The organism is Synechococcus sp. A15-28, assembly GCF_014280175.1.
Lineage (GTDB): Bacteria > Cyanobacteriota > Cyanobacteriia > PCC-6307 > Cyanobiaceae > Parasynechococcus.
This window is the reverse complement of record NZ_CP047931.1, coordinates 1,733,028-1,755,770: the sequence shown is the minus strand read 5'-3', so window position 1 is coordinate 1,755,770 and position 22,743 is coordinate 1,733,028. Positions and strand designations below refer to the sequence as shown.

The window sequence follows — 22,743 nt, the reverse complement described above, 5'->3', positions numbered from 1 at the left end:
TACGGTGCCTGCGCCAAAGTGCCAGTCCCCCTAGAGCGACTGCAGTGGCAGGGAAGTTCGGGATTGCTGTCCCGTCATCCAGCCAGCCGCCTCAGCAGGTTGAGATCCACGCCGTAGGGGGGATAGCGCAGCTTGAAATCCAGGCGGAAGGGCCGTCTCAGCACAGCCTTGGCATGGCTGAAGGTGTCGAACCCAGCCTGCCCGTGGTAGCTGCCCATGCCGCTGCCGCCAACGCCTCCGAAGGGCAGATCCGGCACACCTGCCTGCATCACCACATCGTTAAGGCAGACGCCACCGGAACTGGTGGTCTCCAGCACCTGCTGCTGCTGAGATTCATTGCCACCGAACAGGTAGAGCGCCAGGGGCTTCGGCCCCCGGCGGATCTCGGCCAACGTCTGGGGGAGGTCCACCAACTCCAGCACCGGCAGCAGGGGGCCGAACAGTTCATCGGCCATCAGGGGATCCCGACGGTCGTTCACCCGAATCACCGTCGGAGCGATGCGCCGCTGATCACGGTTGATCTCTCCGCCGATCAGGACGCGACCCTCCTGCTGCGCCTGGTCCAGCAAAGCCTCCAGACGTTGAAACTGACGGTCGTTGACGATGCAGGCGAGCTGCTCGGACTCCAGGGGATCGCTCCCGTACATCTCGGTGCGGGCTATGGCCATCGCCTCCAGCAGGGCTGCCTTCAGCCCCGGCTGCACCAGCAGGTGATCCGGTGCGATGCAGGTCTGGCCGGCATTGAGCCCCTTGCCCCAGATCAGCCGTCGTGCGCTCACCGTCAGATCAGCTCCGTCCAGCACCAGGGCAGGACTTTTCCCGCCGAGTTCCAGCGTCACCGGGGTGAGATGGGCGGCAGCCCCTTCGAGCACCTTGCGCCCGATGGCGCCTCCGCCGGTGAAGAAGATGTGATCGAACGGCAGAGCCACCAGCGCCGCTGCGACGGCTCCATCCCCGAGTTCAACCCGAACCACGTCAGGGTCGAAGTGCTCAGCCATCAGACGGCTGATCAAGGCCGCGACGGATGGCGCATGTTCGGAGGGCTTCAGCACCGCGGTGTTTCCAGCGGCGAGGGCGCTGATCAAGGGCTGAAGCGTCAGGGAGAAGGGATAGTTCCAGGGACCGATGATCAGGACGCAGCCCAGGGGCTCTGGGATGACATCAGCCCGTCCAGGACGTTGAGCCAAGGGGACCGGGACGCGCCGGGGCCGCATCCAGCGGCGCAGTTGGCGCTGGGCCAGCTTCAGTTCCTGGCGCAACGCGACAATTTCGAAGAAGGCTTCGGTGGGTGGCTTGCCCAGATCCGCCGCCAGGGCTTCGAGCACCTCCTGTTCGTGTTGATCGAGCAGCTCGCTGAGGCGCTGCAGTTGCTCCTGTCGCCAGGTGGCGGCTCGGGTCAGACCTCGCCCCACGCTGTCCTGCATGGGTTGAAGTTCGTCGATGGACAGGGGCACGGGGCTGACGATTAGGCCCGTCGGGTCTAGCAGTGGTGCAGCGGCATCCGGGGGATGAGCCAAACCATGCCGTGGTGGACCGGCACGGTTATCTATCAATTGATCGTTCGCAGCTTCGCCGATGGCAACGGTGATGGCATCGGCGACTTCAAGGGTGTGGCCTCGCGCCTGCCCTATCTGCGTTGGCTCGGGGTGAAGACCCTCTGGCTCACACCGATCTACCCATCTCCGTTGCGGGACGGTGGTTACGACATCACCGACTTCAGGGACATTCACCCCGAGCTGGGGGATCTGGCGTCGTTTCACCGTTTTCTGACGGCTGCCCACAGCCAGGGCATGCGGGTGATTCTCGATCTGGTGCTGAATCACACCAGCGACCTGCACCCCTGGTTTCAGCGGGCCCGCTGGGCCCCCAAAGGCAGTCCCGAACGGGATTTCTACGTCTGGAGTGACGATTCATCCCGCTACAGCGATGCTCCGGTGCTGTTCCGTCATTTCGAAGCGTCCAACTGGGAGTGGGACCCGGTGGCGGAGCAGTACTACCTGCATCGCTTCCTGCGCCATCAGCCCGACCTGAACTACGCCAACCCGTTGGTGCAGGAGGCCATGCTCGAGGTGGTCGACTTCTGGCTGGAGCGTGGGGTCGATGGTTTTCGCCTCGATGCGGTGCCGTTTCTGTTTGAGGAGGAGGGCACCCGTTGTGAAGGGCTGCCGGACACCCACGCCTTCCTGCAGCGCCTGCGGGCCCGTGTGGATGCGGGGGGACGCGACGTGCTTCTGCTGGGGGAAGCGATCCAACCGGTGCAGGAGGCAGCCCCCTACCTGGCGGAGAACGAATTGCATGGCGCGTTCAACTTCGCGCTGACGGCCCATCTGTTTGCGGCCGTGGCTTCCGGCAGCACCCGCCAGCTGGGAGCTTGCCTGGATGAGGCGGAACAGGCGGTGCAGGGACCGCGCTGGGCCCTGCCGCTTCGCAACCACGATGAACTCTGGCTGGGGGATGGGCACCTGATCCCCGATGACGTGATCCAGTCGATCCGGGTGGGATTACCTCAGGGGCAGGGGCACTGGCTCAACTGGGGCATCAACCGTCGCCTGGCGCCGCTGCTCAATGGCGACCCCCGCTCCAACCGCCTGCTCCATGGCCTGATTTATAGCCTTCCCGGTATGCCCTGCCTTTACTACGGCGATGAGCTGGGGATGGGGGACTGGCCGGGGTTGCGGGATCGGGATCCAAACCGCACGCCGATGGCCTGGACGCCTGCCCGCAACGGGGGCTTTTCCTCCGCTCCTGATCCTTTGCTGGTGCTTCCTCCGATCACGGCTCCCGGTTACGACTATCGGGTCGTGAACGTTGAGGTGCAGAAACAGCTGCCAGGTTCCCTGCTGAACTGGCACCGGCGCATGCTCACCTGCCGGCGTCTGCTGCCGGCCCTGCGCCATGGATCATTCCAGCTGTTGCCGTGCAGCCATCCGGGTGCCCTGGTCTACGTCCGTGCCACAGAGGCCATGACGGTGCTGGTGGCGGCCAATGTCACCGCCGCCGGCGCCTCCTTCAGCCTGGATCTCACGGCATGGGAGGGGTTGCGGACCCGTGAGGTGATGTGGGGCTGTGAATTCCCGCTGGCCAGCCAGGAGTGGTTTGTGAATCTGTCTCCCTATGGCATCAACTGGTGGTTGATCGGTGAAGTGGATGCCGCTGTGCCCGTGAGCTGATCCAGTCGCTCGTCCACCAGCGGTTGCAGCCGGCGGGCCTCCTTCAGATCCACCATCGCCATCCGGCAGCGCCGGGCGAGAACATCGCTGGCGCTGCGGGCGTGCTCCCGCTGGATGGCGTGATCAATTTCTCCCTGGCAAAGGGGGATCACGCCGCTCAGCGGTTCGCGCTGAACCGGATCGATGCCAGTGATCAGCGGCAGGGCCTGCAGGCCATGGTTGCTCTGCAGGTGAGCGATCTGTTGATCCCTCATGGCCCCGTCTGGCAGCAGATCCTTCAGTTCGATGGCCTGCTCCCTCAGCCGCTGAAGCGTTTCTGCAGGGCTCGCCGCGCTTCCCAGCAGTGGGAGGGGTTGCGGCGCATCGAGGGGACGCCCCAGCTGGGTGGCGACCGCCCGCAGGGTGTCGTTGGCCATGGGACGGCAGGTGGTCCACTTGCCGCCCATCACACTCACCAGTCCACAGGGCAGCTGCTCCACCTCGTGCTCGCGCACGACGCGGCTGCTGTCGAGGCTGTCCCCCGCCGGGCGGAGCAGCGGCCGACCTCCGGCCCAGCGGCTGGTCACCGTGGGCGTGGCCAAGGCAGGGAACCATTGGCGCACGTAGCCCAGCAGATAGGCCTCCTCCTCGTCCGTGGGAGAGGTGGCCGCATCAATGGCGCAGGGGGCATCGGTGGTTCCCACCAGGGTGCTGCCGTGGAACGGCAGCATGAACAGCACACGGCCATCCGCTGTTGACGGCACCAGCAGCCCCAGTCCTCCGGGACAGAGGTTCTGCTCCAGCACGAGATGGCAGCCACGGCTGGTGAGCATGCGCGGGGCTGCCTGTGGATCGGCCAGCTGGCGCAGCGAATCAGCCTGGATTCCGGTGGCATTGACGATCACCCCAGCGGTCCAGCGCTCCTGCAGGCCCGCCTCGGTTTCGCTGATGGCGGCCTTGAGACGCCCATCGGCAGTCCGCTCGAATCCCACCACTCGGCAGCGGGTCCGCAGGATGGCGCCCCCCTGCTCGGCGGTCAGTGCCAGCAGCAGATTCAACCGGGCGTCATCGAATTGCCCATCGCTGTAGGCGACCCCACCACGGCCGGGTTTCAGCATCGGCAGGGACTCCTGCAAGGCGTCACGGCTGATGCCACGGCTGCGGCCGATGCGTTGCTGGCCGGCCAGAAGGTCGTAGAGCCCGAGCCCCGCCTGGTAGTACAGCTGGCCCCACAGCGTGTCGGTGGGCAACACCAGCTCCAGTCGGCGGGCGAGAAACGGGGCCTGCGCCAGCCAGTGACCACGCTCCAGCAGGGCTTCCCTCACGAGTTGCAGCTGGGCCAGGTCGAAGGTCTTGAACGCCAGTTCGAGGTAGCGGACCCCGCCATGGAGAAGCTTTGTGCTGCGGCAACTGGTGCCACCGCCGATGTCGCCGGCATCCAGCAACGCCACCTTCAGCCCCCGCCGCACGGCCTCCATGGCCACGGATGCCCCGCTGGCACCAGCGCCGATCACCAGCAGGTCAACGTTGTGATCAGCCATGCCAGCCCAGGCTGCGGTTCACGGCGTCATTCCAGCGGTCACGCAGATGCCTGCGCCGCTCGGTGTTGATCTGCGGTTCGAAACGCTGCACATCGTCCTGCCGGTGGGCGGCAATGGCGGACAGGTCGGGGATCAAGCCGCATTGCACACCAGCAAACAGCGCGATGCCACGGGCAGTGCTTTCCAGGTTCCGGGGGCGGCGCACCGTCAGGCCGGTGCTGTCCGCCTGCGCCTGCAGCAACGGATCGGATGCGGCAGCCCCGCCATCCACCGCAAGCTCTCCCAGGCCGTGGCCAAGGGCCTCCTCCGCCAGCTCCACCAGGGTGGCCACCGACAGGGCGATGCCATCCAGGGCCGCTCGGGCGATGTGGCCGCGGCTGCTGTCCCGGGTGAGCCCCACCAGCACTCCGCGGGCCTGGGGGTCCCAGTGAGGAGTCCCCCAGCCGGTGAAGGCGGGCACCAGCATCACTCCGCCGCTGTCCGGCACCGATTGCGCCAGGGCATTCACCTCATCGGCCTGGTCGATGATCTGCAGACCGTCCCGCAGCCACTGCACCACGGTTCCTGCGTTGAACAGGCTGCCCTCAAGGCAGTAGGTGGGGGTGCCGTCCGCATCGGTCCAGCCGAGGGTGCTGAGCAGTCCGGCGTTGGAGCGGCGGATGCTGTCGCCGGTGTTGATCACCAGAAAGGCTCCGGTGCCGTAGGTGCATTTGGCTTCGCCGGGCTGCAGGCAGAGCTGACCAAGGGTCGCGGCCTGCTGATCACCGAGAAGGGCCTGAATCGGCAATCCAGCGAAGGGGAGGTCCGCTGCGATGTGCCCGAACTCTCCGCGGCAGGGCAGCAGCTCGGGTAAGGCGCTCCCAGGCAGACCTGTCTGCTCCCGGAAGGCATCCATCCAGCAACGCTGCTCCAGATCCATCAGCAGCGTGCGGCTGGCATTGCTCATATCGCTCCCGTGGCGTTGCCCCGCGGTGAGGTTCCAGAGCAGCCAGGACTCCACCGTGCCGAAGCACAGATCGCCCTGGGCCGCAGCGGCTGCCGCCTCGGAGTGATGCTCGAGCATCCAGCGGATCTTGCTGGCGCTGAAATAGGGATCCAGCAGCAGCCCCGTGCGCCGGCACCAGGCGTCTTCGAGGCCGTCTGTTTTCCACCCTTGGCAGATGTCCGCCGTGCGGCCGTCCTGCCAGACCAGGGCTGGACCGCAGGGAGCGCCACTGCTGCGTCTCCAGAGCACGGTGGTTTCGCGCTGATTGGTGATGCCGCAGCTCACGACCGCCCGCCGTTGCTCCTCAGCGAGCTGCTGGTGCAGATCCTGCAGCGCCTTTCGTTGGCTGTCCCAGATGTCGCCTGGATGTTGTTCCACCCAGCCATCGGCGGGGTACTGAATGGGCAGGGGGGCCGTCGCACTGGCCACGAGGCCACCCTTGGCGTCAAACACCACTGCGCGGGAACTGCTGGTGCCTTGATCCAGCGCCAACAGGAGAGGCTGATCTGCCATGGCCGACTCGTTTCTTCCCTGCTAGCGAGGGGATCGCTGCCTGGAAAGGTCATGGCGTCCTCCACCCCCTTCCACGACCCTCCGGCCTGGGTGGCCGATGCCGTGATCTATCAGATCTTTCCGGATCGATTCCGTCGCAGCGGGCAGGTGACGGCCCAGCGGCATCTGGAGCTGAAGCCCTGGGGCAGTGATCCCCGGGAGCAGGGCTTTCAGGGGGGGGATCTCTACGGGGTGATCGAGGCGTTGGATCAGCTGCAGGCCATGGGGATCAGCTGTCTGTACCTGACGCCGATCTTCAGCTCCGCCGCCAATCATCGCTATCACGCTTACGACTACTTCGAGGTGGATCCCCTACTGGGGGGGAATGCCGCTCTGGATGCATTGATCGACGCGTTGCACCAGCGGGGCATGCGGTTGGTGCTGGATGGTGTGTTCAACCACTGCGGCCGTGGCTTCTGGGCCTTCCATCACCTGGTGGAAAACGGCCAGGACTCGCCCTACCGGGATTGGTTTCATGTGCATCGATGGCCTGTCCAGCCCTATCCGGCGGAGGGCGAGGACTGCGGCTACGACTGCTGGTGGGCCGTTCCCGATCTTCCCAAGTTCAACCACGGCAACCCCGCGGTGCGGGACCACCTCCTGGAGGTGGGGCGCTTCTGGCTGGAACGGGGCATCGATGGATGGCGTCTGGATGTGCCCGCCGAAGTGCCGGCTGAGTTCTGGGTGGATTTCCGGCGGGTGGTGCGGGACGTCAACCCTGACGCCTGGATTGTTGGTGAGATCTGGGGTGATGCCCGGGTCTGGCTGCAGGGCGAGCACTTTGATGGGGTGATGAATTACCGCCTTGGCTGGAGCAGCCTCGGCTGGGTGGCCGGAGATCGGTTGCGGCAGGGCTATCGCAATCCGGAATATCCGCTCAATCCCCTCAGCAGCGAGGAGTTGATCGAGATCTGGAACACCACCTCAGGTTGGTACCGGCCAGCTGTTAACCGAGCACAGATGAATCTGTTGGACAGCCACGATGTGCCGCGGGCGTTGCACAGCCTCAACGGGGATGTGAAGGCTCTGAAGCTTGCCCTGTTGCTGCTCTTCCTGCAGCCAGGGGCCCCTTGTGTGTATTACGGCACTGAAGCGGCGCTGGCGGGTGGTCCTGATGCTGAGCTGTCAGGAGGCCCGGAACCCGCCTGTCGTGAAGCCTTCCCCTGGGAACAACCCTGGGCAGCGGATCTGAGCCCCACCATTACCGGCCTGGCTGAACTGCGGCGAAACCACCCGGAGCTCACCCGTGGTGATCTGGTCTGGGAATCGATCGGACCTGACGGGTTGTTGGGGAGGGCCCCTGGTGGATACAGCGTCTTGGTGAACCGCAGCCCTACGACCTCCATGGCGATTGAACCAGGAGCATCCACGATCTGGAGCTCTGGCGTCTGCGACGGGTCCCTGGAACCGCAATCAGCGGTGGTGCTCTTGCAGGGATGAAAGCCCTTGTCGAGACTTGAACTCGAGACCTCTCCCTTACCAAGGGAGTGCTCTACCGCTGAGCTACAAGGGCATGTGGAGGATGGGCCGGGTTGGATTTGAACCAACGTAGGCAGAGCCAGCGGATTTACAGTCCGCCCCCATTAACCACTCGGGCACCGACCCGAACCACACCGCAAGAACTTACCAGCCAGTGTGACGCTCACGATCGAATCGATACGATCAGCCCAGCTGAAACCGGCCTGCGGCCATGCACCTGCTGCTGCTGAACGGACCCAACCTCAATCTGCTGGGCCAGCGGGAGCCAGGGATCTATGGCAGTGGAACGCTGGCATCGATCGAAGACGGCCTGCGGCAGGAGGCCGCAGCAGCTGGGGCTGAACTGGATTGTTTTCAAAGCAATTTCGAGGGGGCCCTCGTGGAACGGATTCATCGGGCCATGGGGACGAGCCAGGGGATCCTGATCAATGCCGGCGCCTACACCCACACCTCCATCGCCTTGAGGGATGCTCTGTTGGGGGTGGCCATTCCGTTTGTAGAGCTGCATCTGAGCAACACTCATGCCCGTGAAAGCTTTCGCCATCGTTCTCTTCTGGCAGACCGAGCAGTTGGGGTGGTGTCTGGCTTTGGACCGATGAGTTATTCCCTGGCGTTACAGGGCCTGCTTCATCACCTTCAATAGTCCAAATGACGGTTAATAGTCCTCAGAAAAGCGTCGCTTCGATTCGTTGGCTGAAAGCACCCACCAGCTGGAGTTGGGTGGAGCAAGCGAATGCAAGACCGATGGAGGTTTTGATCGATCACGCCCATTGCGAGCGCAAAGCAGCCGGTTTTGCGACCCAGTTGATGTTTCGTTATCTCTGTGAACCTGGGCTGGGAGAAGTGCTCAGTCCACTGGCACGGGAAGAGCTTGAGCATTTTGAGAAGGTGCTTACGTTGTTAAAACAGCGTGGGCGTTATTTAGAGCCTTTGTCGGCTTCTCAATACGGCGCGACTCTTTCAAAGAGGGTGCGAAAAGAAGAGCCTTCAAGAATGCTCGACTCATTTCTGGTGGCTGGGTTGATTGAAGCTCGGTCCCATGAGCGAATGGCATTGTTGGCTGAGCACAGTCCAGATTCTGAGCTCCGTTCTTTATATGCCGATCTGTTGGCAAGCGAGGCGCGACATTTTGGTGTGTATTGGAATTTGGCGGAATCTCGTTGGCCTAGAAGCGTCCTGATTTCGCGATTGAAGACGTTGGCTGTTGAAGAAACAAAAGCCTTGGAAGGTACTCTTGAACACGCTTCACACGTGCGAATGCACTCTCCGGGGGTGGTAGAAAAACGCTGCAATACTGCGATTGATTAGTTTTTAGATTATCAATAAAAATATCAATAAAAAACCAGGATCTCGTTGAGATCCTGGTCAAGAAGAGTGATTTGCGTGAGGAGAGTAATTATTTACTCATCAGTGAAACCCTGACTGACTTCAATGATGCGACCATCTGGATCCTTCAACCATGCTGTCCTCCAACCAGGGATGAAAGCATCAAAATCAAGGGGGCCAAGGGTGAGATTGAGTGGGCTAATCTCACTTAACTTTTTGTCAACATCGTCGACTTTGAATGCAAGATGTCGGAAACCGGGAAAGGTGTACCCGTCATTCTCTGCGTCCGGCAATGGCGAGTCGCCGTCAGCAGCAAAAAGCTCTAGATAGAAGCTTGAATCAGCCATTTTGATAAAGATAATCTCTTTACCATCTGGTAGTTTGGCAACGCGAGCTCGGCGAAAGCCAAAATTCCGGCAGTACCAATCCTCCGTGACCTTCTGGTCTTTGCAGGTGATAGCAAGTTGAGAAATAATTTGAAGCATGTTAAGTCAGGCAACGGATCCGTCGGGATACTGAGTCATTCCTGCGAAGTGGATTTGAATCCGACCCTCGTCGTTAAGCACCCAGCTATCTGCGAAGCGCATTTTTGCCTCGCCACCGGGCGTTTGCATCGTGATGGCTTCAACGATCATCAAAGTGGTTGGATTTTCAGTTTCAGCCCAGAAGGCAATTTCTGTATCCAAACCTTCAATTCCAAGAATGCCTTGGAAATGAACCTCTAATTCTTTGCGTCCACGAAAGTATTTTGGGGTCTTCTCAAAGCTTGAAATCAATAGCCCGTCATCTGCATATTGAGCCAAGAGGCCATCAATGTCTTTCTTTAGAATAAGATTAATGTGTTCGCGGTACAAATTGCCGAGTTTGCTGTCAGGAACGTTTTTCATGATTTGAGAAAAGAAGTGTTGATGATCTGTTTAGAGGGTTGGCTTAGAGTTTGCAGGATCCAGGCTCATATGTCATGAAGTTCACGACATATTTAGAAACTCCCAGCGAACCATCAGCCTGACGATGGACCTGCCAGGTTTGGTCAGCATCCATCATCAGACGAATACTGCGGGCTTCAGGAGCATTCCAAATGCTGGCATGCCAATTCACAACAACATGTGCTTCGCAACCACCATCATCTTGGTTGGTTATGTCAGCAATTTTGAGCGTATGTTCTTCATCAAAGAAGATTTTAATAACGTTGTTATACCAGCCTGAGTAACCCTCAAATCCTTTTACAGTCGCTTCTGGGAACACAAGTTGAACGTCTTCTGTCAACAGTGGTCGGAAGCTTTCTAGAGGAGCGTGAATGTCAAGCAATCGGTACCAATTGGCAGCAAAAGACCAGAGTTCAGGATGAGTAATCATGATGAGAGTGATGGAAGGATGATGAGTTTATTTATTGACCGCAATGGACTCCAACCAGTTCTGGGTGGATATCGCCATCCAGAACTAGGTTAATTAAGTAAGGGCCATTGTGGCCTAACATCCTGTCGATCGCACCATCGATTTGATCTGGTGTTTCGACAGATTCAGCTTTTACACCCAGGCCAATAGCAATGTCGTGGAATTTAACCTGTGGGTTTGATAAATCAAACGCTAATGGGAATTCACGTCCCTCGATGCCGCGTTCTTTCCAGAACTGTGTGATATTGGCTTGAAGCAGGCGATAGGAGCGGTTTTGGCAAACAACAAACTTTGTATTGACGCCATGTCGAGCTGCTGTCCATAAGGTTTGGATGGTGTACATGCTTCCGCCGTCACCAGAGAAAGCAATTACACATCGTTCTGGATGAGCCAATTTTGCTCCAATTCCTCCAGGGAAGCCTGTTCCAAGGGATCCACCCCTGGTCATCATGCGATCGCCGCGTTTCTGGCCGGGAAAATATTTGCTGACAGGAGGTGAATTGGTCAGTGCCTCATCAAAGATAATCGTATCTTTGGGGGCTTTCTCTGATAGCTTTTTAATAAATGGACCTGAACGCATAAAGACTGATTTACCGTCAATCTTTGGATTATTTAAATCGTCTGGAATCCCATAAGTTTTGTCTACATTATTGTTGACGACAGGAGATTCTGATTCAAGTTTTTTGCGGCGCGCCTGTGAGGTGGTATGCCAGTCAGAAGGAAGTTGCTTGACCATTGGCAGCAATGTTTTTAAGACTGCTCCTGGTTGAGAAACATACGAAATGTCGACTCGGTGGTTTTTGGCAATATTGTTGACGTTGGTATCGATATGGACGATTTTTGCGTCGTCATTAAAGATATTGCCCAAGTCTGGAAAGACTTCAGGGAGTAAGTAACATCCTAGGGCAATGCACAAATCACATCCTTTTGTGATGGGCAAACTCGCGCTCCCAAACATATGACCTGTACTGCCATAGTTGAGAAGATGATCATCTGGGAAGTTAATTTCGCCTCCATCTGCAGAATAAACCTTGGCACCCACAGTTTCAGCGAAAGCAACAAGTTCGTCAACTCCATCAGTCCACGCAACACCATCGCCTGAGAGAATAATGGGATTGCTTGCATCCTTGATCAATTCTGCGACTTCTTGCAGATCTTGCGAAGTCGGAGATGTGTTGTAGCTGGGGATATGTGCAGGAAAAATCGTCTCAGTGATCTCACTATCAAGAATATCTTCGGGGAGGCAAAGATAAACAGGACCACATGGTGGCGTGCTTGCAATTTTGATGGCCCGTCTCAACATTCTGAGAAGGCTGCTGGGATGTTGGACCATGGCCGACCATTTTGTCACTGGCTCAGCCATGGCGACCAGATCTGCAGCCATCTGAGCATCCATTGCCTGGTATTTGATCCCTGCATCACCACCAATAACGACCAGTGGTGCCTGTCCTCTCATGGCTTGGTAAAGGTTACCAATGGCATTTCCCAGTCCTGGAGAGCTATGGATCTGAACAAGCGCTGGCTTGAATCTTGCCCTTGCGTATCCATCTGCGCAGAGAACGGCGATAGATTCCTGCAGGGTGAGAATATATTTCATCTCTGGCACATCAGAGAGGGCATCAAGGAAGCCCTGCTCTACGGTTCCAGGATTACCAAACATGTGATCAATTCCATTAGCCAGGAATTGCATCAAAATCGCTTCGTGGCCACGCATGTAGAAGATCAGTAAATAAAAAAGGCCGTATCGACAGCTACGGCCTGGTGAAAGTCAGTGATGACTAGTTATTACCAGCCATATTTACGAAGATCCTCTTCAAGAACCTTCACCATCAACTCGCCAACAAGAGTGGAATCTTGAGTTGAGCGACCAGTGAGGAAGGGGTAATCCAGGATTGTGGACACGGTGCGTCCAACACCACCGTGATATTTGCCTTGAGGTCCGGTTGCGTCTCTGAGAATGTACTCGAGAGGGTAAAACGGTGGTCCAAAATTAGCTGATGTGTTCATTGGCTCGCCGTCATAGCCATACATTTGTGCGAAACCGGTACCTTCTTTGTAGTCGTATTCGCGTGCATGACCCGTAACGTTCTTGCCCCAGATGATACTTTTGCGATCAGTCCACTCACGTGCGAAAGCCAAACAGGTGACGCAGTAGCATTCAGCGGCTACGAGTTTGTCACGGTTTACATAACCAAGAATAAGGTTGTGCAAACGTTCGTTATTTACCATATCAACCATTGGACCACTTCCACCTGGTAAAAGCAGGGCGTCATATGGGTCAACAAATTCTTTCCAGAATTCCTCGCGGGTATTGAAAAATTCCTCTAATTTGTGGCCGAATTTTTCACTATTAAAGTAAGGCATCAATGGCAGCTTTTCCGAAAGATTAACCGGATTGGCTAGCAAATCTGAGCTATCAACTTCTTTGGTCCTTTTGGCAAAGTGAGCACTCGTGACGCCCTTATCGAGTGGAGGGTCGATGTAGGTTTCGTCCATGCTGGGAGGAAGCGCTACAGGCTTTCTCCCATTGGGAGTCATGAAGTCGAGAGAGTATCCGGCGGATGTGAGGACATCTAAGGGGCCAATAAGCTCCTCACCCCAATACCCCCACTCGGAAAGGACGACGAGAATTTTTTTTGACATTTTTTTGCGAGAGCTGTGCCAATGAACCGATGTAAGACATGGCCAAGCAGGAGGCCATGCGATGTTCGGATTCATTTAAATTATAGTTTGAGCTAACTGTTTTGTCAGGTCGGTCGACTAGATAGCCATTGAAAGTGTGTCAGCAATTCAAGATAATCTTGACGGATTGGTTTGTATTTTGGCCTGCCGATATCCAATGGTTGCTCGGGCTATGAGCAAATACTCTTCTTTCTTGGTCGCCCAATAAAGTTGCCTGCGTGGACTTTTTCTGCTAGGAGGGGTTATCTGCAAGACCAGGCAATGTATCAGCTTCCTACCTTTACATCAGCGCATGTTGACTCATCCACGATTGAGTCGCTGAGCTTAATTGGTAATGTTCACCGGAGAAGGTGGAAATGGAATCCATTCGACACTGAGCTTGAAATGGTCCAAGTTTCATCAACATGTTGGCAGCTTTCTGTGCCTGTTAAAGGTACTAATCTGCCAGATGTTTCAGGATTATATTCTATAAGATTAGCCGTAAATCATAGCATGCGTAATCAGCTGAAATTTAATCCATTTGAGACTAAAATTAGTGGTGCTCTTCTGTGGCCGCTGCAACAAAGTGAGGATGGGAGTGGACTTCACAATATAAATTTCAAGTCCAGTGTCTCTCAAGTCATACTTTTCAAATTTGACACAAGTGATATGTCGCTAAGGCTGATACCTAGTGCCGGGGCTGCAACAGTTGAGCCGATCACTTCGTTCTCAAGTTACCAACTTAACGGCTTTGTATGGGACTCTTTGAATATGTTTGAAAAGTTTGATCCTCGCCTCAAAGGTAGAGATTTTGAGCGCCAGTCAGATGATCTTTGGACGATTGATGTTCCACTGCTTAAAAACGGTGGCATAGATTTTAGGGCAGATGGCGTTTATCAATTCCTGATTTCGGCTGATTATGAAGAAGATTTTGGCTTTTCATCCTTGAATGATGGTCAAGGTTCTCTTGTTCAAGGAACTGGTTTTGGCAGTAGCCACGGCACATCTTTTCATTCAGGTTGTACTGTACGTGTTTATGAGGATTCTATATATCGCTTTAGCCTGCATAACCCAATGTCGCCTTCTCCATCAATAACTGTTGACTATGCGGATAATAAAAGAAACGACGGCAAAAGTCCTGATCTTTTAAACGACAGAAAGAGTTATCAGTTATTGGGAAGTATTTTTGATCAAAATCAATTCGATCCTACTGATCCTGCTCGTGAGATGCATCCAGTAGCTGGCACGCCCTATGTTGGAATGGTGACTAAAGTCAAAGCAGGTTTTCATGTAGTCAATATCGGAATTAGCTCAGAGCTTTTTCTGGACACAATGGGGCTTGGATGTTGGCTTGATCTAGAAAACGTAAAGTCTCAAAAATCAATTAAATGCACAACCTGGCACGGTAAGCCACACGAACTCAATATTTGCTTCAAGCTTGATCATGAATCAATGTTGGAATTCATGTTTGATCCTTCTACTGACAGATTGACTGTTGACGTGGTTGAAGGTGATGCAACTCTATTACCTATTGATACGATTGATGCATTGTCACTTGTTGGTTCTTTTGATCAACCAATGGCTGCGTGGGACCCCACATCAAAATTAAACATCATGAATCCCCTGGGTCCAGGAAGATTTGAAAAGGTATTGCAACTCGAGGCTGGTACAACCTATAACTATAAATATGTTGCTAATTCGTCGCCATGGGCTCTTGTTTATGCAGACTATGAACTAGACTGCAAAGGATATAATTTTAGTGGCTCTAACCCTTATTCAGCAGATCCTAGTTTAGGCTCACTTAAACACTATGGCCAATTAACGTCTCACGGGAATCCGCCAGCCCTCGAGTTTACGCCAACTCATTCTGGTTGCTATAGATTCTATGTAGATCTAATTATTGGTGGCTACTCAGTCTTGCCCTATTGATTGAGCTAAAAGTTTACATTAAATGCAATACATACTCTTTCATTCTCTTCAGTTGTTGGTACTGTTGAGTGAGGTAAATAGCTCGGAAATATAATCATAAGCCCTGTGTACGGAGCTATTGAAAGAGATTCCACTGTAGGGAAAAGTATATTTCCTTTGTCGGTTTCCATTGATTCGGTTTCTTTCGACGTCTTCAGATAAAGTACTCCACTTATTTTGGCTTCTGGATGTGTATGAAGCTTTTGATGCCCGCCCCCATTTAATGCAACTCCCCATCCGCTAATCTCATATCTGTTATTGCCGTTACCCATTTTGTATGGGAGTTCTAAGGTGTCGTAGTAATCGGTTGCTAACGATATAATCTTTTCACATAGAATTTTTACTGTTTGATTTGTCGAACCTTTAAGGACTTCGTAGGTTTGATAGCCGTTTATTGTCGGTTTCCCAGGCCTGTCCTTGATTAACGATTCGCTATTCTTGACGTAGGTATACAATGAATTAAGGTCAATACTTGTATCCTCATTTAAATTGTGTTTATGAACTAATTGTTTGGGCGAGAATTGTCTAGACTCGCCAAACCAAGAACGGTATTTTTCGTTAAGGTAACTTATACATGATAAGTAATCGCTGGTGCCGATAGTGTTCGAATGCTCCTTGAGAATTACTGCTGCTCTATGATAGTCGCCTAATTCAATTTTTGCATAGAATTTAGCGATCGATGTGTCTTGCGGTTCGATTTGATTGATTGCTTCCAATGCCTCTGGCGCATTGGGTACGATTTCTAGGCATTTTTTGAACGATTGCTTTGCTAATGAGGTTTCGCCTACTGTTGCCAGATATTTTCCATAATTAAAGTAAGCAAGGAATTTTTCGGGATTCTTGCTTATAATTTCCTTGTGAATGTTGTCCGCAGTTTGAAGGTTCCCCATCTCTGATTCGCAAATGGCTAGGTTTGTTAGAAGTGACGGACTGCGACCACTTTGTTTAATAGTAATGTTGATAATATTCATTGCCGCGCTAAGCCTGCCTGCTTCGATCTCTAGTGTACTTAGCATAACTGATGTCTCAATATTTTCTGGATACTTATAATGGAGAGACGATAAGATCTCAATTGCCAGTGAATGATTTCTGCAGCTTTGCGCAGACTGGCTCGCGATTAAGAGAAGTTGCGGATGTATAGTTACGTAGTCTTGCGATTTTATCCTTTTGGTAAAAGATTGGACTACATCCTTATGTCTGCCTTGCATATTCAGCAGTCTGCATAAATTAAAGATTGCTTCTGGTGGCTCTCCCTTCATATCTGCCGCTTGGCGGAAATACTTTTCAGCAGTTGCCAAATCTCCACTTTGTGCCGCTTGAACGCCCAGCTTGCTGATAGCTATGAAGTTACTCATTGGAATAGTCCAGAAAAAAGGCGTGCTTTCGCACGCCTTCAGATGGGTTTTGGATGATTGCTAGAAATCAGCTTAATTAGCCGATAACAGCGAACTCCTCATCGAGTTCAGCGTCTTTTAGAGACTGACTGATGACTTGATTTAGTCCGGAAAGTTGAACGCTAAATTCAGCTCCTCGCTGTTGTTTTGTGAACAGGAGGTAGTTCCAACCTGTGTCGTCAACTGTCTTGAGATTTGTCATATCCAAGACAATTCCCTTGACCCCGGAGAGTCTCTCCAGCTCTTTTTTCAGGGTTGGGAGCTTACAACGCGTGAGGTCACCATCAAGTGCAAACTTGCCAATTCCGTTCTCAAAGCTCATAAGATCAGCACTGAAGCCCATTCCTGCTGGTTCAATACGAACGCGAACGCGGAGTGGTTTATCGGAATTGGGCAGGTTGACGATCATCTCCTTTCGATCGAAATCGGTGAAGGTTTTGTCGTCAATCCAGACTTCACTCAGTTCAACACTGCCAGCAGGAAGCAGGTCAGGTGCGACTCGCAATTTGTTGTCGGGCCATCCCTGAGGATCTGGACGGAAGTAGAAGTCCATTGGCTGCTTGGTGACAAGCAGGTTCGAGTAAATCGCTGCAAGGAAACAGAGTTCAAATGAGTGATAGCCCGCCATGGAGTGGCTACCTTTACCACGCTCGGATCCAAGAGAGTAGGGCTGACCGTTGGCTAAAACGTTGAAATAGATGCCGCCGGACTCATAGTCCAGGAACCAACCGTTGTAGAAAGCCGTGCCTTCTCTGGCGTAACGCAGATATTCAGGCTTGTCGTTGTAAACGCCAGCCATGATGTAGTAAGCAAGAATTCCCTGTTCCTGCTGCCACCAAGCCTTGCGGTCGTGCCAGACGCGGCGATAGTGCTCTTCACCATCCTTCAGCGTCCGCTCCATCATGTCGTACCAACCACCGCGCTGGTTGTCGCAACCGGCAGGGGGGATGGCATCGGCAATCTGGTGAGCAAAGGTTTTGTAGCTCTCCTTGGGGTTGAGGCTATGCATGCGGGTGAGGTTCCACGCCACTTTCAGGTTGTGACCCACAACACAACGGGCTTGGTGAATGCCCCACTTCAGATCGTGTGTCCAGTCCTCATAGAACTTCTCGTTCATGAAGGGGCTATAGCCGTAGTCAGGGAAGTGTTCGCAGATCGTGTCAAACGTATCCTCAAGGAACTTCGCGTACCCCTCGTCGCCTGTGGCCAGATAAAGGTTGATCAAGTAGGCGGGTGCGTGGTCACCAACGGAGTTCCAGTTCTTCTTGGCCTTGTTAACCCCGAGGGATTCAGCTTTGGCGTCGAAGGTGACTGGATCAACATGAGAGTAATAACCTCCATAAGGACCGTGATCCTTGTAGAAGCGATTCAAGAATGCGATTGTATCGTCGATATCATGCTTAATAGATTCACCGCCGGTGAGACGCCAGGTTTGAGTGGGTCCAGCAAGAGCGTAAATCTGCTCGTAGCAAGGAATGGCATTACCACCTTCATCTCCACCTGCAGTGGAGCCCATGTATTTGCGTACACTTCCATCGTCTTGGATATCAATCTGGCTGTACCAGTAACAGATTCCTTCACTCTTATTCTGATGGCGGAAGTGGCGCTGCATGTACTCAGTGCCATTGGTGGCAGCTTCGAGGGCACGTTCATCGCCAGTGATCATGTAGGCCGTTGCAAAGCCATACACCAGTCGTGAGATAGTATCGAGGTTCTGAACGCCATCCTGCTTCTTACCCTCAGCACTCAAATCAGTGCGGAATTTTTTGAAGTCAATAGCTTCGCCTTCGACGACCTTGAATTGAGCTTCAAGATAGAAATTCAACAACTGCTGAATTTGATGAATCCACCAGTTCTGATCTTCGAAACGCAGATCATCTTTTCCACGGCCGAAGAGAAGCATGTGCTTGGCCTCAAACTTGAGGCTGTCAGCTTCAGGGTAGAAGAGTCCATACACATGGACAAAACGATCCTCTACAAGGATCTGTGACATATCAGGTGCCACCTGGAAGGGCTCACCAAGGTTGCGTACAAGCTCTGCGTAACAGGCATCTGTGATTTTCACGGTGTACATCCGTCCATCGGATGTCTCCAGTTCGACCATGCCCTTGCAGTCAAAGATCTCCGGATAGGAGACGCTGCGAATGTACCCAGCGACGAGATCTGAGAAGGGGAAGTTCAGTTGATTTTTAGATGCCATGACTTGGAATGTGGAAATTGTGGAATTGTTATTGTGGCAGAATTGCTAGGGAATTCAGTTTGTTTCTCGCGAAGCGAGAACAACAATACTTCTTCCAGTTACGAGATATGTGTTGCCATCAATGGCAACTTGTTGTTCAGGAGGTTGGATGTCATTTGGTGTTGGAAGGGCAGTATCGATGGCTCGATACCACCTCAGGTCAGAAGCCTGAGGTATCTCGAACTCGACACCGTCCCAGTACATGTTGAACATGACGTGGATATTGAGTGTTTGGTCTGTGTCTTCTGCTGTATCTCCAAGTGTCATGCCAAGGCACAGCGCATTGGGATCGTCCCAGCCAGGACTATTTAATTTGGTGCCATGCCAAGAAACGTCATATAGGCCAAACCGATTTTGCTTGCCTTCGAAATATTTACCTTTGAAATGATCAATATATCTCCTTCTCTTGTCCATGATCATGGACCAGAATCGAATCATCTCTTGTCGTTCAGGCTGCTGTATCTTGTTCCAATCAAACCAATTGATTTCGTTGTCATGGCAATAAGTGTTGTTATTGCCACCCTGACTGCGCATAAATTCATCTCCCGCAACGATCATCGGAACACCGATTGAAAGCATGTGGATGGTTGCGAAATTCTTGACCTGGCGTTTGCGAAGATCATTGATCCATTGATCCATTGATCGTTTGTTTCGCCCTCAGCGCCACAATTCCAGCTGACGTTGTCGTCAATTCCGTCATTGTTTCCCTCGCCGTTTGCCCAGTTGTGTTTTTCTTTGTACGCCGTCAGGTCATACAAGGTGAAGCCATCATGAGCAGTAACGAAGTTGACGCTGTTCGTTGGTTCGTGGTGACGACCCTGATACAGATCGGCACTTCCTGTGATTCGTCCTGCAACTTCTCCAATGATTCCTGGCTCCCCCTTGATGAAATTCCTGATGCAATCTCGGTATTTTCCATTCCACTCGGCCCAACGAGCTCCAGGGAAGGAGCCGATTTGGTACAAGCCAGCAGCATCCCAAGCCTCAGCGATCACTTTGGATTGACCGAGCAAATCGTCGAGTTCAATCGCCCAGATGACTGGAGGATGCTCCAGTGGAACTCCATCTTCCCCTCGACTCAACACCGACCCTTCATCAAAACGGAAGCCGTCAACATGCATCTCTTCGACCCAGAATCGAAGGGAGTCGATGATCAGTTTTTCTCCAACAGGGTGATTGCAGTTAAAGGTGTTTCCGCAACCTGTGTAGTCATAGTAAAACTCACGAGATCCATCCGGTCCAGTGAGGTAGTAATACGAAGAGTTGTCGATCCCTTTGAAGCTAAATGTTGGACCTTGATGATTGCCTTCGTCTGTGTGGTTGTATACAACGTCCAGGATGACTTCGATTCCTGCTTGATGCAGGGCCTTTACCATGTCTCGGAATTCATTGATATGTTGACTTGTGTCTGGGTTGACGCAATATCCTTGATGGGGGGCAAAGTATCCCATAGTGCTGTAGCCCCAGTAATTCACCAATTTGCGTCCTTCGTGGACCTTGGTGATATCGGTGTGGTCGAAACTGCAAACAGGCAGCAGCTCAACGGCCGTTATTCCCAGTTCCTTGAGATAGGGGATTTTCTCAATCAGGCCAAGATAAGTTCCGGGATGTTTAACGCCACTCGTGGGGCTTTTTGTGAAGCCACCGACGTGCATCTCATAAACAATGGTCTCAGCCATTGGTTTTTTCAGTGGTTGGTCCCCTTCCCAGTCGTAGTTGTTGGTGTCGATAACAACACTGCGCATTGATTTGTGCAGATTGTCGCCGGGCGTGCAGGCAGCTCCCCGATCCCAACGCGCAAAACTGTTCCCCTTGGAATATGGATCCACCAAAACCTTGTCGGGATCAAAACGATTGCCGTTCCAGGGCTCTCGAGGGCCGTCGACGCGGTAGGCATAACCCATGCCCGGCTTCACCCCCTCAATGAAGGTATGCCAAATGTTGAAGCTTCTATTATTGTTTCTATCTAGATCGATGACCTTTGAAGGCTCAAGATCGTCTGGTTTGGTGAAGATCAGCAGTTGAACACTTGTTGCGCTGCTGCTGTAAAGAGAGAAGTTGACTCCTTCAGATTCAACTGTGCTCCCGAAGGGGTGAGGAGAACCTATGAAGCGACGAAAGGGAGTCCCTTGCGGCTCAAGCGGGTTACCTCGTAGTGAAGCGAGTGCAGGAGGTGCGCTGATCGTCATGAGTTGAATCGATGCAGAGAATGTTCCGCGGATTATTGATTTACTTCGTAAGGCTTGGCCGACGCGTTCGTCGCAAGCATTCCTTCTCTAGCAGTGTTTGGGGTGTTCAGGACGAGCAGGTTTTTGATGTGAGCCCTTGCAGATAATGCTTGACAAAAATTGCTTTGGCTGTAGCGAATCGCTTACTCTTGCAGGTGGTCCCTGGCCCGTTGAAGTGCATCCAGCCTGTCCGTCACTACGCCGGTGACGCCAAAGCGCCCCAAGCGTTTCTTCAGACGTTGGTTTGCGCCCGCGACAAAGGCCACGCGTCCGAGCATTTGGGCTTCCTGAACCATCCGTTCGATGGCCAGAGCTGCGGTAACGCCCATCCGTGGCACGTCCGTGATGTCCAGGATGAGTACCTGATAGTTGCTCACAAGCCCCATGCGAGCGCTGATCCCCTTGGCGGCACCAAAGCTCAGTGGACCTCGCAACCGAAACAACATCAGTTGCCCACCACAGCACTCCATCAGCCTCCGCTCCTGTTCACTGAGGTTTTCGATCTGGAGCTTGTCCCCCTTGTGAGGGTTGTCCTCGTCCATCCCTTGCAGCTGGGTCTGCGTGATGGCATCCACCGTCAGCAGATTGGCGACGAACATTCCCACCAACACCCCCCAGATCAGATCCCAGAAGACGGTCATCAACATCACGGCGTACATCAGGGCAGCCGTTTTGACTGAAAGGCGATGGGCCCTGAGCAGAAAGCCCCAGTCGATGATGTCGAGCCCCACCTTGATCAGAATTCCTGCCAGCAGTGCTGTCGGGATCTCGGCGGCGAATGCCCCTGCCCCAAGAAGCACCAGCAACAACACCAGGGAGTGCGTCATGCCGGAAAGAGGCGTCGCTCCTCCTGATTTGATGTTGATGACTGTTCGCATCGTGGCTCCAGCACCGGGAAGGCCCGAAAGCAGTCCTGAGAGGGTGTTCGCGATTCCCTGACCGATCAGCTCTCGGTTGGAGTCATGGTTTGTCTGGGTGATGTTGTCGGCCACCAGCGAAGTCAACAACGAGTCGATCGCTCCAAGCAATGCCAGCACCAGACCGGCCTTGATCAGTTCCGGCAGATGTTGACTGAAGTTCGGCATCACGAATCGGAGCCCTCCTTCAGGAATGGCGCCGATGCGGTTCAGCGGTTCCAATCCCAACGACTGCAACCGGTCGTCGTTGAACAGCAACAGCGACAACGGAGTCACGATCAGCAGGGCCAACAGTGGGGATGGGACCCATTGACGGATCCGTGCCGGTGTCAGGAAGACCACCGCAAGGGTCATGACGCCGATGCTCAACGCCGCAAGGTTTGGCAATGGCAACTCAGCCATTGTGGTCAGACAGCCGACGACTCCTCCTGTTGTGGTTACACCGATGAAGGGGCCGATTTGCAGGATCAGGATGATGAAGCCGATGCCGGACATGAATCCCGAAACCACCGAATAGGGCACCAGGGTGATGAAGCGCCCCAGACGAAGCACTCCCAGCAGTGCCTCGAAGATGCCGCCGATCGCGACTGAAGCCATGACCAACGGCAACATTTCTCCGGCCGAGAGGTCTGAAGAAACACCAACGGCGGCCAGGCTGGAGACCACCCCAGCCACCGTGACGCTCATCGGACCTGTCGGCCCGCTCACCTGGGCAGGCGTCCCCCCGAGCAGGGCTGCCACAAATCCCGTGACGATTGCACCGTAAAGGCCGTAGATGGCTCCACCTGGCCCTAGAGCCGCATTGCCGAAAGCGAGGGCCAGAGGCAAGGCCACCACGGCTGCGGTCAGTCCCCCCAGTAAATCCCCTCGCAGATTGCGGGTGTGCAAGCCGTGAATCAGTGCCATGGT

The 22,743-nt window shown here is 54.1% G+C and carries 18 protein-coding genes and 2 tRNA genes; 5 read left to right on the top strand and 15 right to left on the bottom strand.

Annotation, left to right across the window (positions count from 1 at the left end):
• Nucleotides 1-74: 74 nt before the first annotated feature.
• On the bottom strand, nt 75-1,424 hold the full coding sequence (locus SynA1528_RS10060) for an aldehyde dehydrogenase family protein (RefSeq protein ID WP_502707747.1): 1,350 nt from the start codon (nt 1,422-1,424) through the stop codon (nt 75-77).
• Between the two features lie 84 nt (nt 1,425-1,508).
• On the opposite strand from SynA1528_RS10060, the gene SynA1528_RS10055 reads away from it, so the two are divergent.
• Nucleotides 1,509-3,170 (top strand): alpha-amylase family protein, encoded by a 1,662-nt coding sequence (locus SynA1528_RS10055; protein ID WP_186586638.1) that lies wholly within the window; start codon nt 1,509-1,511, stop codon nt 3,168-3,170.
• Here the strand turns inward: SynA1528_RS10055 and SynA1528_RS10050 are convergent.
• Both SynA1528_RS10050 and SynA1528_RS10045 read right to left on the bottom strand, forming a co-directional pair.
• Nucleotides 3,113-4,690 carry a glycerol-3-phosphate dehydrogenase/oxidase gene (locus SynA1528_RS10050; RefSeq protein WP_186586637.1) on the bottom strand — a complete coding sequence of 526 codons (1,578 nt, stop codon included), beginning with the start codon at nt 4,688-4,690 and terminating at the stop codon, nt 3,113-3,115. The genes SynA1528_RS10055 and SynA1528_RS10050 overlap by 58 nt on opposite strands.
• A complete protein-coding gene (locus SynA1528_RS10045) occupies nt 4,683-6,188 on the bottom strand; it encodes a glycerol kinase (protein WP_186586636.1) in 1,506 nt (501 codons plus the stop codon). The genes SynA1528_RS10050 and SynA1528_RS10045 overlap by 8 nt, the downstream gene beginning before the upstream one ends.
• A gap of 51 nt (nt 6,189-6,239) precedes the next feature.
• Here SynA1528_RS10045 and SynA1528_RS10040 point away from each other — a divergent pair, with 51 nt between their 5' ends.
• The gene (locus SynA1528_RS10040; protein ID WP_186586635.1) at nt 6,240-7,667 is read left to right on the top strand and encodes a glycoside hydrolase family 13 protein; all 1,428 of its coding nucleotides are present in this window, start codon (nt 6,240-6,242) and stop codon (nt 7,665-7,667) included.
• 1 nt (nt 7,668) lies between these two features.
• Here the strand turns inward: SynA1528_RS10040 and SynA1528_RS10035 are convergent.
• Together SynA1528_RS10035 and SynA1528_RS10030 are read right to left on the bottom strand one after the other, a co-directional pair.
• Nucleotides 7,669-7,740, bottom strand: a tRNA-Thr gene (locus SynA1528_RS10035).
• 10 nt (nt 7,741-7,750) lie between these two features.
• Nucleotides 7,751-7,832: transfer RNA gene (locus tag SynA1528_RS10030), tRNA-Tyr, on the bottom strand.
• An 85-nt stretch (nt 7,833-7,917) separates the two neighbouring features.
• Here SynA1528_RS10030 and aroQ point away from each other — a divergent pair.
• On the top strand, nt 7,918-8,349 hold the full coding sequence (gene aroQ, locus SynA1528_RS10025) for a type II 3-dehydroquinate dehydratase (protein ID WP_186586634.1): 432 nt from the start codon (nt 7,918-7,920) through the stop codon (nt 8,347-8,349).
• A 5-nt stretch (nt 8,350-8,354) separates the two neighbouring features.
• Entirely contained in the window at nt 8,355-9,014 is a 660-nt protein-coding gene (locus SynA1528_RS10020; protein WP_186586633.1) for a MiaE family protein, read from the top strand.
• A 92-nt stretch (nt 9,015-9,106) separates the two neighbouring features.
• Here SynA1528_RS10020 and SynA1528_RS10015 read toward each other — a convergent pair whose 3' ends face one another.
• From SynA1528_RS10015 to SynA1528_RS09995, 5 genes are all read right to left on the bottom strand, one after another.
• The gene (locus SynA1528_RS10015; RefSeq protein ID WP_186586632.1) at nt 9,107-9,517 is read right to left on the bottom strand and encodes a VOC family protein; all 411 of its coding nucleotides are present in this window, start codon (nt 9,515-9,517) and stop codon (nt 9,107-9,109) included.
• 6 nt (nt 9,518-9,523) lie between these two features.
• Nucleotides 9,524-9,919: a nuclear transport factor 2 family protein gene (locus tag SynA1528_RS10010; protein WP_186586631.1), complete on the bottom strand. Its 396-nt coding sequence runs from the start codon at nt 9,917-9,919 to the stop codon at nt 9,524-9,526.
• Nucleotides 9,920-9,962: 43 nt separating this feature from the next.
• The gene (locus SynA1528_RS10005) at nt 9,963-10,388 is read right to left on the bottom strand and encodes a hypothetical protein (protein ID WP_222930183.1); all 426 of its coding nucleotides are present in this window, start codon (nt 10,386-10,388) and stop codon (nt 9,963-9,965) included.
• 31 nt (nt 10,389-10,419) lie between these two features.
• On the bottom strand, nt 10,420-12,141 hold the full coding sequence (locus SynA1528_RS10000) for a thiamine pyrophosphate-binding protein (protein ID WP_186586629.1): 1,722 nt from the start codon (nt 12,139-12,141) through the stop codon (nt 10,420-10,422).
• A 71-nt stretch (nt 12,142-12,212) separates the two neighbouring features.
• A complete protein-coding gene (locus SynA1528_RS09995) occupies nt 12,213-13,070 on the bottom strand; it encodes a type 1 glutamine amidotransferase domain-containing protein (RefSeq protein WP_186588395.1) in 858 nt (285 codons plus the stop codon).
• Between the two features lie 300 nt (nt 13,071-13,370).
• On the opposite strand from SynA1528_RS09995, the gene SynA1528_RS09990 reads away from it, so the two are divergent.
• Nucleotides 13,371-15,017, top strand: a complete 1,647-nt coding sequence (locus SynA1528_RS09990) for an early set domain-containing protein (RefSeq protein ID WP_186586628.1) — start codon at nt 13,371-13,373, stop codon at nt 15,015-15,017.
• Nucleotides 15,018-15,022: 5 nt separating this feature from the next.
• On the opposite strand, the gene SynA1528_RS09985 is transcribed toward SynA1528_RS09990, so the two are convergent.
• The 5 genes from SynA1528_RS09985 to SynA1528_RS09970 form a co-directional block, all read right to left on the bottom strand.
• Complete coding sequence (locus tag SynA1528_RS09985) at nt 15,023-16,411, bottom strand: 2OG-Fe(II) oxygenase family protein (protein WP_186586627.1); 1,389 nt, start codon at nt 16,409-16,411, stop codon at nt 15,023-15,025.
• A 76-nt stretch (nt 16,412-16,487) separates the two neighbouring features.
• A complete protein-coding gene (locus SynA1528_RS09980; protein WP_186586626.1) occupies nt 16,488-18,650 on the bottom strand; it encodes an AGE family epimerase/isomerase in 2,163 nt (720 codons plus the stop codon).
• Between the two features lie 54 nt (nt 18,651-18,704).
• Nucleotides 18,705-19,268: a hypothetical protein gene (locus tag SynA1528_RS13295; protein WP_286187811.1), complete on the bottom strand. Its 564-nt coding sequence runs from the start codon at nt 19,266-19,268 to the stop codon at nt 18,705-18,707.
• A complete protein-coding gene (locus SynA1528_RS09975; RefSeq protein WP_286187810.1) occupies nt 19,244-20,878 on the bottom strand; it encodes a glycogen debranching protein in 1,635 nt (544 codons plus the stop codon). Before SynA1528_RS09975 ends, SynA1528_RS13295 begins: the two co-directional genes overlap by 25 nt.
• A 182-nt stretch (nt 20,879-21,060) precedes the next feature.
• Nucleotides 21,061-22,740: a SulP family inorganic anion transporter gene (locus tag SynA1528_RS09970; protein ID WP_186586625.1), complete on the bottom strand. Its 1,680-nt coding sequence runs from the start codon at nt 22,738-22,740 to the stop codon at nt 21,061-21,063.
• Between the last annotated feature and the right edge of the window lie 3 nt (nt 22,741-22,743).